Origin of the sequence: Cohnella boryungensis, assembly GCF_042651945.1 — a bacterium.
In the GTDB taxonomy this organism is placed as follows: Bacteria; Bacillota; Bacilli; order Paenibacillales; family Paenibacillaceae; genus Cohnella; species Cohnella boryungensis.
On record NZ_JBHSED010000023.1, the window covers coordinates 115,188 to 127,211 of the forward strand.

Here is a 12,024-nt window from a genome sequence, read left to right on the forward strand (position 1 = left end):
GCGAAAAAGGGAGGAAAAGAAAGTGAAAAAATTTCTCGGTATTTGCCTGACAGCCATCATGCTGATGGTCTTGGTCTCGGCATGCGGGAGCAACAGCGCCAACAGCGGGGGCAACCAAGCCTCGGGCGATCCGAAGGCAAGCTCCGGGTCCGGGGACGCGGGCGGCAAGAAGAAGTTTGCCATCATCTTCAAGAATACCGGCAACCCTTACGGGGAGAAGGAAATGGAAGGCTACAAGAAGGCGATAGAAGAGCTGGGCTACGAGGCTATCCTCAAGGCTCCGGATCAACCGACCGCCGAAGCCCAGATCACGATGATCGAAGAGCTGATCTCGCAGAAGGCGGACGCTCTGGCGATCGTCGGCAACGATCCCGACGCGCTTCAGCCTGCGCTGGAGAAGGCGATGAACGCGGGCATTAAGGTGCTTTCTCTGGATTCCGCGGTTAATGCGCAAAGCCGTCTCGTCCATGTCAATCAAGCCGACCCCGAGCGGATCGGCCGCACGTTGATCCAGGGCGTGGTGGAGATGATCGGCGGCTCCGGCGAGATTGCGATTCTAAGCGCGACCTCCCAGGCGACGAATCAGAATGTGTGGATCGAGTGGATGAAGAAGGAACTGGAGGACCCGAAATACAAGGACGTGAAGCTGGTTAAAGTGGCTTACGGAGACGATCTTCGCGACAAGAGCGTATCCGAGACGGAAGCGCTGCTGAAATCCTATCCCAATCTGAAGGGCATTATCGCGCCAACGACGGTAGGGATAGCCGCAGCAGGCAAAGTGTTGACGGATAAAGGCTTGAAGGGCAAGGTGCAGCTGACTGGGCTCGGTCTGCCGAGCGAAATGGCCGAGTACATCGAAAGCGGCGTCTGCCCGTGGATGTACCTGTGGAATCCGCTTGACGTCGGATACCTGTCCGGGTATGCGGCAGACGCGCTCGTGAAGGGGACGATTACCGGCAAAGCCGGCGATAAGTTTACCGCCGGTGCCCTGGGCGAGAAGGAAGTCATCCCGGACGGGGATGGCACGCAGATCATGCTGGGCGACCCGTTCAAGTTCGATGCGTCCAACATTGCGGAATGGAAAGCCGTCTATTGATTCATTAGCTTGCGGAAGGAGCCGTTCCCGCGGTCGAGTCGGACCTGCGGAAACGGCTCCTTCCCGTTCGAGACGCCCGCTTCGCTTAACGGGCCCCTTCAGACGCGGCAGGGTGGCGAGCCCTCAATTGCCGGCTCATCTCCGCGATGGCCGATTCGTCGGGCCATCGCATGCCTGCGCTTCCTTCGCTCTGAGGTGTAGCCCCGAACTCTGTCAGCGTTCGAATAATGCCCTCCGTGAAGGCTTTCGCCGTGCCAAGGCCCTTAACGGAGCGCTCAGCCAGACTTGTCATGACCTCCGGCCGAACGGCCGGAAAGCTGTCGGATTCCGCGCCGGATGCTGCCCGCTCGTAGAAGGCCCGAACCAGCTCTCCGCGCTGCACCCCCGAGCCTTCAACCACGATGAAGGCCTGGATGATCATCGCCCGCAATTGGCGCCGCTGGGCGATTCCGCAGAATTTCAGCCCGTCCAGCTGCAGATCGTAATCTCCCGGACAATAGGAGCCCGCGACTTCTCCCCGGTCTATCTCTCGCCCCCCGGCTGCAACTGTTCGGCGAATCAAGCGGTGCATACGCTCGAAATCCGTACGGAAGTCCTGCTTGCCTTCGCTGATCGGTAGAATCAGAGAGAGGTTCACGACACCGAGATCAAGCGGCACCGCCGCTCCCCCGGAATTGCGCACGAGCGTGGAATAGCCGGCCTCCTCCAATCGACGGATCGCCTCTGCCGCAAGAGGCAGCCGACTGTCTCTCGTTCCCATCACGAAAGCTCTCTGGTGACGCCAGAGGTGACAGACGGGCTGACCTCCGTTCCCTGCGGCCTTGCCCAGCAACTCGTCCAGTGCGAAGGAGCGGACAACGTCCGGGGAAGCGGCTTCCGTCGTCCGATCGAGGATCGCCATGCCGGACACCCAAGGGATATCGCTGTCGTTCATCTATGTTCCCTCCAAGCAAGCTCCTTTCCCTCCAGCATACCCGATCGCGGAAAGCCGCGGCAACCATCCGGGATGCGCGCGGAGCTTCTCTTCCCCGGACGGAAGACGTTGCAAACCCGCCGGATACGAATTAGAATCAAGTCATATCCGCTATCTTGATTCGGCCCGAAGGGAGTCTATCGCGTTGGAGTCCGCTATACTCGGGAGCTTCATCTCCGCCATGGCTACCGTGCTGGGGGCTGCTCCTATTTTTTTCATTAGAAAGCTGTCCGAGAAATGGAAGGACATTCTGGTCGCTTTCACGGCCGGAATTATGGTGTCCGCCTCCACGTTCGGACTGATGCCTCAGGCGATTAAGGAATCGGGAATGATTGCCCTCACGCTGGGCATCCTGATCGGCATTCTGGCGCTGGATCTGATCGAGAAAAACATTCCGCACATCGACGTGGAGAACGATAGCCGCGTGAGCTCGTTCGACTCCAAGTCGCTCTTGGTCATCATTGCCTTATTCATTCACAATATCCCGGAAGGGCTGAGCACCGGCTTCAGCTATGCCAGCGAGAATCAGGGGCTTGGACCGATGGTTGCGATCTCCATAGGCGCTCAGAATATGCCGGAAGGGCTTATTCTAGCGGTGTTCCTGATCAACTCTAAGGTCAGCAAGCTGAAATCGTTCTGGATCGTTTTTTTGACCGGCCTGATGGAGGCTGTATCTGCAGTCATCGGCTATTTTACGGCAAGCAGCATCGAGAATCTGATCGGCTACGGGTTGGCTTTCGCGGCCGGGGCCATGCTGTTCATCGCCTATAAGGAGCTCATTCCCGAGAGCCATGGACACGGCTATGAGCGTCCTTCGACGTATTCGTTCATCATCGGGCTGTTGGCCATGTTATATATAAGCCATTGGTTTGGGTAAGGATGCGGTGTGGAGGGAAAGCCTATGAATTTGTTTCATATAAGACTTGACGAGCGCTCGGAAGAGCAGATGAAGGCGTTTCTGGAGGAGCATTTCGTCAGCCTTTCCTGCCCTGGCATAGGAGATATGGAGCGTCTCGACAAGAACGAAATCCGGGCAAAGCTCGCGGCGGCTTATGGCGGCGCATGGAGCCCTGAGCTGGAGAAGCGCGCCGAGGAGCTTCACGCCTTCGCTCATTCGGTGGAGGATGGAGATCGCATTCTGGTCGAGCATGGGGACTTCGTCTATCTGGGGGATGTCGGCGATTATTATTATGTGTCCTCGCCGGAGCCCCTTGATCGGGTGAACGCTCATCGGCGCGGCGTGACCTGGCTTCATCGCATCCATCGCTCCCAATTCAACTCGCTCGTCCAGAAGTGGCTGGAGGAGCCGGGGGCCGTTCATGCTTTCGGTTATCCGCTGGCTGCGGCGCAATTGGACGATTGGATAGGGCCGAACCCGGCGGGCTTGGTATCCGCGCCGGAGCCGTCGCCGCTAGTCGATCGGCAGACCGTCGAGGAGGCGCTGAACATTCTGAGACAGGCGATGAGATGCGAGGATGCGGAGAGGCGCGAACGCGCCGCGGCAGCCATCCTGCGCTATGCCAAGCCTTAACTTAAAGCAACAACGGCAATCTTCCCGCGCCGCGGCGCGCAGGAGATTGCCGTTGTTGCTATTTGCGGGTCGTATATTGGTCATTATCGCCGAGAATTTCCCGGACGACATTGCGAACCATGCGAACTTGATCGGGCCTCTGGTACCTTAGCGTCGATACGATTTCCTGGAGATCCGCCTCGGACTCGGTGCGCTTCTCTTCGCCGTCGATGTACGTGAACAATTGCGATAGGCTGACCTCCAGCGCTTCCGCAATTTTGGCCAGATTGAGCAAAGAGATGTTTTTCTCGCCCCGCTCTATCTGTCCGATATAGGAGTAATGAAAACCGCCCTTTTCCCCGAGCTGCTCCTGCGATTGTCCCCGTTCCTTGCGCAAGCTGCGGATACGCTTCCCGACCAGCTTCAGGATGTCCTTCTCCATAAATCGCGCTCACCTCTCATTACTTTTAAGTGTAGAAAAGGTGCATGAGGGAATGAAGGTGTAGAGGAATACAACAATGGTTAATTATTGTATCCATAAATCGCATTTAAAGTTATAATCAAGACGTTCGATTATTTTCGACGCGGTTCGCAGGATTTTCAGATCGTATTGTCGATCCGTGCCGTCGCATGCTCATCATTCGCCAAGGGGGAACGTTATGCTTCTGTCGCTCTTGAATTCCAGAGGAGAGTATCGCTTGCTTGATGTGAAGGAGATTGTGTATCTGCAGACGAACGGAACGGGGAAAATGACGATTTATTCCTATGATGACGAGTTCAAAATGATCTCCACGGTCAAGGAGATGTCGGAGCTGCTGGAGGATTCCGGGTGGTTTCGCACCGATCGGGGAACGCTGCTGAACCCCGAACGCATCGAGCAGTTCGATGGTATCCTGAATATTGTCAAGCTGAGGACGAGCAACGGGGAGATCATCACGCCGGTATCCGGCAGGACGCAGAAGCAAATTCGTTCCTATCTGAGGACCGTGAAGGAAGTCGGCTTGGATAGCTGAAAAAAGTACGAGCGGGGAGTTTAAGCGGCAGAATTACTGTCCATTCTAGTAAAGCCATCCTTTACTAGAAGAGGTGATCGTATGCTCTTGCTGCTTGTGGCCGGCGTTTTCGTATCCATCGCTTGCGCGACTGTCGTGGGAACCGGTTCTGTGTCGCCCGCGGCCAGGTCCCTAAGCTTCGTAACGGCTACTATCGGAACTACGTTGGGGCTGACGGCCGGCTCGGTCGTGTCGTCGCTCGGGGCGAGCGCCGTGGCTGCGTCATCGGCCGGACTGATCTTGGGATCGCTGACGGTTATCGCGGGCAATGCCGCTATCCGCCGTAGAATCCGTTCAGGCAAAGCTCATCGTCATCTATAGGCGCAATGCCAAAAATCAACCCGCCGGGACTCCCGGCGGGTTTTTTGACGAGGCGGTATGTCATCCCACGAAATCGCGTCGCAGCGTAAAGAGGTCCTTCAATTCTTCCGTAGACAGCTCTGTAATCCACCCCTCGGAAGAGGAGATGACATTCTCGCTGAGCTGTTGCTTGTTTTCCAGCATTTCGTCGATACGTTCCTCCAGCGTGCCGAGCGAAATAAACTTGTGAACCTGGACGTCCCGAGTCTGGCCCATTCGATAGGCGCGATCCGTCGCCTGGTTCTCGACGGCCGGGTTCCACCAGCGGTCGAAATGAAAGACGTGGTTCGCGGCCGTCAGATTCAAGCCGACTCCCCCGGCCTTCAGCGACAGGACGAACACGCCGGGATTGTCCGGGGACGGCTGCGCCGGCGCGCTGGCCTGGAACTGCTCGATCATCCGGTCCCGCACGGCCCTAGGCGTGCTGCCGTTCAAGTAAAGCACCTGCTCATCCAGCTCCTGCTCCATAATTCTCTTGAGCATTTCCCCCATGCCGATATATTGCGTGAAGATCAGGCACCGATCCCCCTCCTCGCGAAGCTCCTTGACCATAGCGAGCAAGCGCTCCAGCTTGGAGGAGCGGCCGATCAAAGCGTCGGCGTCCAGTAAGGACTGCTCCGGCGTACCGGGCGGGCCCGCCTCCGGCAAGGCTTCCTTCGTGATCAGGATCGGATGATCGCACAATTGCTTCAATTGAGTCAGGGCGGCCAGAATCGCGCCTTTGCGCTCGATGCCCTCCATCTTTTGCATTTTCTCCATTAGCTCGTTGACCTTCTGCTCGTACAGGGCGCCTTGCTCGGCCGTAAGATGAACATAGGTTTTCATCTCGTTCTTGTCCGGCAGGTCCAGTTGGATGGCCGGGTCCTTCTTCTTGCGGCGAAGCATGAACGGCTTGATCAGCTTCTGGAGGTCAGTGATCCGCTGCTCGTCCTTGTCCTTCTCCACCGCCAAAGCGAAGCGTTGGTTGAAATCGCGGGAGCTCCCCAGATAGCCGGGATTCATAAAGTCGTACAGCGACCACAGCTCCGACAGTCGGTTCTCGATCGGCGTTCCCGTCAGGGTGATGCGATGACGCGCGCGCAGGCTGCGCAGCACGGTCGCTTGTTTGGTCTGAGCGTTCTTAATATTTTGCGCCTCGTCCAGGCTGATGGAGGTCCAGACGATCTCCTGCAGCGTCTCCTGATCCAGCGAGCAGGTCGCGTAGGAAGTCAGTACGACATCGGCCTCGAACGCTTCCCGAATGAAGTCCTCTCCGTTCAGTCGTTTGCCGCCATAGTGCAGCATCACCTTCAAGGAGGGAGCGAAGCGGCTGATCTCCTTCTGCCAGTTGCCCAGCACGGAGGTCGGACATACGATCAGCGAAGGCGGCCGATCTTCGGCATTCGCGGCTCCGGATTCCTGGATGTGCAGCAGGTAGGCGATAAGCTGCACGGTTTTGCCAAGGCCCATGTCATCCGCCAGGCAAGCGCCAAGCCCGAAGCGCCGCAGAAAGCTGAGCCAGCTGTAGCCCTCCTGCTGATAAGGGCGCAGCTCCGCGCGGAGCCCGGCAGGCGAAGCCAGCTTGGGCTGCTCCGCTTGCTGGGTCAGCTGCCCTACCAGCTTAAGGAGGTGCTCGTTCAGCTCGACCTCCAGGCGAATTCGCTCGGCTCGCTCGGCTTCCCGATCCTCCGCAGCGGCTTCGTCGACGAAGGTTCCCTCATCTCCGAGCAGGTGCAGTTGCAGCACGTCCTGGAAGGAAAGTCCCTGCCGTTTGTCTACGGCGGCCATCGCTTTGCGAATTTGCGCCAGCAGGGCGGGATCAAGCGGAATCCACTGTCCCCTGAACCGAACGAGCCGCGCATTGCGGGCGACCAGCTCGGCGAATTCCGCCTCGGTCAGATCCAGGTCCCCGATAGCGATCCGCCAGTCGAAATCGACGAGCGAATCGAGCCCGAACAGCGAACCGCCGGTCCGGCCTCCTTCGCCGGAGCCGATCTTCGCGCGCAAGCGGGGCTTCTTCCGGCTGGCGGTTTCCCACCATGCGGGGAGAAGCACATGCCAGCCGGCCTCCAGAAGCCGTGGAGCGTCGACGGTCAAGAAGCGCCACGCGATATCGTCCTCCAACGGCTCGGCGAAGAGATCGCGGGGCTCTCCGTTAAAGCGATCGTCGGGAAGCAACGAGAGCAGCCGTTCGAGCCAGCGCAGGGAGCGCTGACGAATGTGAGCCGTCCATTCGGGCGGCCAAGCGCCTAGCAGCTCGCCGCTTGCGGCCAGGCGAACGGGCCAGATCGCGGACGAGTCGGCCTTGTCCTGCAGAACAAGGCGCAGCCGCCAGACCTCCTCGTACTCGTCCGGTTCAAGAAGCTGCAATGCGGGACGGAACGGGGCGTTATCCGCTTTCCAGCCGATGGCGACGAGCCAGTCCCGTTCGTCCAGCCCCTGCAAGGCATTCGTTTTGTCGGAAAACAGTTGCGGATATTCTCTGCGAAGATCTCCCGCCGACGTAGGCAAGCCGTAATGCTTAGCGAACACGGCCGCAGAGAAGGCGGCGCGCAGTCCGTTCATGAAGTCCTCGTCCTCCGAGGCGGCCAGCAGGGCGCGTTCCTCCTCCGACAACGTGTCCTCCTCCCATGTCCAGTGCAGCTTTCCCGATTGGAAAGCCTCATAGCTAGGGTGGTAATGTTTGGCTTCGACGCGTTGCATTAGCAACGGGGCCGCTTGAATGAGCCTTTGGGCAAGATCGTCCCAGACCCATTCGACATGCTGAAGCACGTTCAGCCCGGCGAAGAAGGGAAGCACCATCTCGGCGGGCAGCACAACGGCTTCGATGCCTTCAAGCTGATGAACGTCCAGCTCCGTGCCGTAGAAGGAAGCTTCATGCCAGGCGAACAACGCATGCTTGAGGGCGAGGCCCGGAGCCGATTGAGAGTGATCATAAGAGCCGTGAATCAAGGCGTCCCCGTATCCGCCCAACAAGACGCGGATGTAGATCGAGGGCGTGTGGGTGCGGGATATCATCATAGCAGCTTCCCTTTCCGAAGCTCCTCCTGCAGTGCGCGCAATCGGCTATGCCTGCCGATGAACGAGTCCAGAAACTGTTCCCAGCGCGGCTCCTGCTTCAGCTTCTTATATAGCTTCGCAAGTCTCTTGAGCAGCTTGACCGCGATTTTGTAGCTGTGTCTGTTCTTCAGCAGCACATACTTCTCTACCGCCTGGTGGTAGAAGGGCAGCAGCAGCTCCGGAGCGTTCTTCTCCAGCGGGGCCAGCTCCGCAACCCGAAAATCCGAGGGATCGCTTTCCATAGCGAGCTGATAATCCATCCAGCGCTGCCACTTCCCGTTCTCCAGCAGCTTTTCCTCGTAGAGGGCACGGGCTTGGGGGAGCATGGACATGAGGGCGTCCCACATGCGCGGCTCGGCTTCCGGACAATGCTGCACAGCGGCCTCCCAGTAGTCCGAATAAGCGCGCAAGCCGCCGCTTCTTCGCTCGCTGAGCAGCGGCGTAATTTCGACGAGCCAGGCAGCCAATCTGCTCCATTGCTCCTCTTGTGCGAGCTGTGCCGGGAACCTCAGCAATAACTCCGTTGGGATAGGGTGGATTCCGCTTGCCCCCGTCAATTGCCTCCAAGCTTCCGAATCTTCGGCCTGGAAAGCCCGGATAGCGCCGAGCGCCATTTTCCACGCGAAGCGGGACAACGAAGAGCCCAGCGCCTCCGCAGATTCGTTCAGTCTGTTCAGCTCTTCTCCGTAAGCCGACCCGTCAGGCACGCGGGGAGAAATCCACAAAGTCCATAGCTCCAGATAATGGTGAAGGAAGTAGCGATTTTCGTTCGCCTCCGCCAGCATTTCCTTCCGAACATAATCAAGCGTCTGGATGACCCTCAAGGCGTGTTCCGGCTCCCAGACTGAAGGCACGGCCTGCGCGATTTTTTGCCGAATGGAATCCTGCAGGTCGGAGGCTGCATGATGCGTATGAAAGGCCAGGTAGGCATAGACATATCCGGTCTGATCCGGAGACTGCTTGGTCAGCTTGGCCAGCACGAACAATTGAGCATGCAGGACGAACCAGGACTCAACTTCTGGCGGAAGCACGGGCTTTACCCGATAGATCGCGGCAAGGGCGTCGTTGACGAACTGCGCGTTTTTGGCGCTCTGCGCGAAGCGTTCCGTTACTTTGGCAAACCATTCGTGCCATTCGGGCACGCTCATGGCATTAAGGCGTTTGGTTTGCTCCTGCAGCCGCTGAAGCTCCTCTCCGGCTTTCCGGGCGTTTTGCACCTTGGCCTGAGGATTGGAGGCGGCCGTCCTGGCCGAGCCGGAGATGGACTTGGCATTCACGAGCGTATGGATCGAACGGTTGTGCAGATCTGCATATTTCAGAATAACGGCGAACATGTGCTTGCAGTAGTTGCCCACTGGACAACCGCAGCGGCTGGCCGCAAAGGAATCCAGGTTCAACTCGACGTGATACAGGTCTCCGCCTTCGACAAGGGCCTTCACAAGCCTCGGGGAGGGAATCGTCAGCTTCACGACGCGCCCCCGCTTGAAGTATTGAAACCCTCTGCTCATCATGACTTCGCCGAAGTGGTCGGCCACGTCCTGGACCAGCTTGTTCCAATCCTCGTCGCCAAGCTCGTAAGTAGGTATCATTATATATAAACTCCCCACGAAAGTATGGTCGGGTTAACTCCATAATTATAGCATTTGCGTCATTTCTTTGCTCGACCGGAAGAGGAGAGGAGCGATTGTCCCGCAGTCCCGGCAGGTGTTGCGAAACCGTTCACACAATTGTCTCAAAACGTCGGAGAAACGATATTCAGGTCATTTGCCGATCTGTTATGATGATCGGAAGTACCAAGAAAATAGGTTGAATTAACCAGACAAAGGCAACATGGGAGGCCGACACAATGGCAACAGGTACTAAAGTTCGATTCAAGCTCACTATACGCAAAAAGCTGTTGGCGGTAGGGGTCTTTTTGCTGCTCGTTCCGATTATAATCTTGGGGGTAGTGGCTAATAACGTCTCCTCCAGCGAGACATCGGAGCTGATCGAGCACGGGTTGAAAAACAATGTAAGAATGGCGCTGGAAACGCTGAATACGCTGGATCAATCGGTCCGCAACGAATCCATTACGCGAGCGGAAGCCGAGGAGAGCCTGCGGGTGATGCTGCTCGGAGAGATGCAGGCGGATCATACGAGACCGATTAATAGTGCGATAGATTTGGGCGAGAACGGGTATTTCTATGTGCTGGACGACAAGGGGAACCTGCTGGCTCATCCCAGCATAGAAGGAGAGAATATCTGGGACAAGCAGACCACCGACGGAACCTACTACATTCGCGAGGTTGTGCAATCCGCGCTGAACGGCGGAGGCTTCACCTACTACGACTGGCCGTTGCCGAATTCGTCGGAGGAGGCCTCCAAGGTCGTTTACGCCGAGGTCGATCCCCATTGGGGCTGGATTATCGCGGCCGGCTCTTATATGAAGGACTACGATGGCGGACAGCGTGCCATTCTGTGGGCGATATGGGTGACGCTGGCCTCCTGCTTGTTCGGGGGACTCATTGCGCTTGTGCTGTTCGGAGAGCATATCTCCCGCCCGGTCATTCGAGTGACGAAGATGGCGGAGAGAATGGCGGAAGGCGATCTGACCATAGAGGAGGTTCGCGTCGGCAACCAGGACGAAATCGGGGGCATGGCAGCGTCCTTTAACCGCCTGTCCCACAATCTGAAGGAGCTGGCGGGCAATCAGCTGTTGAGCGCGAACGCGCTTGCCAGCTCCTCCGGCCGATTGTCCAAGGTGATCGAGGAAACGGTTAAAACGGCGCATCAGACTGCGGAATCGCTGGCCGGATTAGCGGCCAACAATGAAGCGCAGGCATCCAGCGTCGAGGAGACGTCGAAAGCGATGGAAGAGATGACGGTCGGCATCGATCGAATCGCGAAGGCCTCGGCGACGACATTCGAAGCCTCTGCCGCTACGCTGGAGGAGGCGGAGGAAGGCAATCGTCTGATCCACCAATCCTCGGATCGGATGCACACGATCAGCGAGACGGTCAGCGAGCTGGGGCAGGTCGTGAGCCGATTGGGAGAACGCTCGCAGCAGATCGGGGAAATCTCGCTCGTTATCCGGGAAATCTCGGCGCAAACGAATCTGCTTGCCTTGAATGCTTCCATTGAGGCGGCGCGTGCGGGCGAGCATGGCAAAGGCTTCACCGTCGTGGCTAGCGAGATTCGCAAGCTTGCCGAGCGTTCGGACGAGTCCGCCGCCCAGGTGGCCGAGCTGATCGACACCATCATCGCCGAAATCGCCAATGCGGGCGGGATGATGGAGAAGGGCGAGCGGGACGTCTTGTCCGGCACAGCGTCCATCGGGCAGACGGGCGAAGCGTTCGGGCGCATTTTGGAGGCGACGCGCAGCGTAGCCGATCAGGCCGAGGAGGCTTCAGCAGCCGCCGAGCAGATGTCCGCAAGCGCGGAAGAGATTGCCGCGTCGCTGCAGCAGATGGAGCGCAGCTCCGCGAAGGCCGCAGAGGCGGCAGGCGGCATCTCGGCGGCTACCGAGGAGCAGCAGGCGGCGATGGACGAAATCTCGACCTCGGCGCAGCGCCTGAGCGAGATGGCGGCGGGTATGAGAGCGTTAGCGCAAAAGTTCAAGATTCAATAGTGTCGGAGCGTTGAACTTTATAGCTTGCTGGATGAGAAGGAGGCGTGGACGATGTCCGCGCCTCCTTTGTCATGAATTCCCGTCGAGCAACCAGTTAGTTACGCAAAGTCGAACTAAAGCCCGCCGAAGCCCCGCCCAGCAACCAGTTAGTTACGCAAAGTCGAACTAAAGCCCGCCATAGCCTCGCCAAGCAGCCGATTAGTTCGCCAAAGTCGAACTAAAGTGCGCCGTAGCGCCGCCGATAAGCCAATTAGTTATGCAAATTCTAACTAAATCACGTCATCGCGGGTAGCGTCAAGAAGTTTGTGTAAACCCTAGTCGGGGGATTACTCGGAGTAACGTTCGAGATACATTTGTTCAAACTTTGCCTTCGTGTCAAAGTCGACA

The 12,024-nt window shown here is 57.9% G+C and carries 10 protein-coding genes; 6 read left to right on the forward strand and 4 right to left on the reverse strand.

From position 1 onward, the window contains the following. Positions 1 to 22 precede the first annotated feature (22 nt). On the forward strand, positions 23 to 1,096 hold the full coding sequence (rhaS, locus tag ACFO1S_RS13505) for a rhamnose ABC transporter substrate-binding protein (protein WP_378126939.1): 1,074 nt from the start codon (positions 23 to 25) through the stop codon (positions 1,094 to 1,096). A gap of 85 nt (positions 1,097 to 1,181) precedes the next feature. Here rhaS and ACFO1S_RS13510 read toward each other — a convergent pair whose 3' ends face one another. Continuing rightward, positions 1,182 to 2,030: a lipoate--protein ligase family protein gene (locus ACFO1S_RS13510; protein WP_204604839.1), complete on the reverse strand. Its 849-nt coding sequence runs from the start codon at positions 2,028 to 2,030 to the stop codon at positions 1,182 to 1,184. A 184-nt stretch (positions 2,031 to 2,214) separates the two neighbouring features. Here ACFO1S_RS13510 and ACFO1S_RS13515 point away from each other — a divergent pair, with 184 nt between their 5' ends. Both ACFO1S_RS13515 and ACFO1S_RS13520 read left to right on the forward strand, forming a co-directional pair. Next, entirely contained in the window at positions 2,215 to 2,946 is a 732-nt protein-coding gene (locus ACFO1S_RS13515) for a ZIP family metal transporter (protein WP_204604838.1), read from the forward strand. 24 nt (positions 2,947 to 2,970) lie between these two features. Then, complete coding sequence (locus ACFO1S_RS13520) at positions 2,971 to 3,600, forward strand: hypothetical protein (RefSeq protein ID WP_204604837.1); 630 nt, start codon at positions 2,971 to 2,973, stop codon at positions 3,598 to 3,600. A gap of 58 nt (positions 3,601 to 3,658) precedes the next feature. Here ACFO1S_RS13520 and ACFO1S_RS13525 read toward each other — a convergent pair whose 3' ends face one another. Continuing rightward, the gene (locus ACFO1S_RS13525) at positions 3,659 to 4,021 is read right to left on the reverse strand and encodes a helix-turn-helix domain-containing protein (RefSeq protein ID WP_204604836.1); all 363 of its coding nucleotides are present in this window, start codon (positions 4,019 to 4,021) and stop codon (positions 3,659 to 3,661) included. Positions 4,022 to 4,238: 217 nt separating this feature from the next. On the opposite strand from ACFO1S_RS13525, the gene ACFO1S_RS13530 reads away from it, so the two are divergent. Beyond that, positions 4,239 to 4,592, forward strand: a complete 354-nt coding sequence (locus ACFO1S_RS13530) for a LytTR family transcriptional regulator DNA-binding domain-containing protein (protein WP_204604835.1) — start codon at positions 4,239 to 4,241, stop codon at positions 4,590 to 4,592. Between the two features lie 81 nt (positions 4,593 to 4,673). Then, positions 4,674 to 4,952 carry a hypothetical protein gene (locus ACFO1S_RS13535; protein ID WP_204604834.1) on the forward strand — a complete coding sequence of 93 codons (279 nt, stop codon included), beginning with the start codon at positions 4,674 to 4,676 and terminating at the stop codon, positions 4,950 to 4,952. Between the two features lie 60 nt (positions 4,953 to 5,012). Here the strand turns inward: ACFO1S_RS13535 and ACFO1S_RS13540 are convergent, their stop codons facing one another. After that, positions 5,013 to 7,988 (reverse strand): DEAD/DEAH box helicase, encoded by a 2,976-nt coding sequence (locus ACFO1S_RS13540; RefSeq protein ID WP_204604925.1) that lies wholly within the window; start codon positions 7,986 to 7,988, stop codon positions 5,013 to 5,015. Further along, positions 7,988 to 9,619, reverse strand: coding sequence for an SWIM zinc finger family protein (locus ACFO1S_RS13545; protein ID WP_204604833.1), 1,632 nt, complete (start codon positions 9,617 to 9,619; stop codon positions 7,988 to 7,990). Before ACFO1S_RS13545 ends, ACFO1S_RS13540 begins: the two co-directional genes overlap by 1 nt. A gap of 257 nt (positions 9,620 to 9,876) precedes the next feature. Between ACFO1S_RS13545 and ACFO1S_RS13550 the strand changes: the two genes are divergently transcribed. After that, positions 9,877 to 11,637 (forward strand): methyl-accepting chemotaxis protein, encoded by a 1,761-nt coding sequence (locus tag ACFO1S_RS13550; protein WP_204604832.1) that lies wholly within the window; start codon positions 9,877 to 9,879, stop codon positions 11,635 to 11,637. Positions 11,638 to 12,024 lie beyond the last annotated feature (387 nt).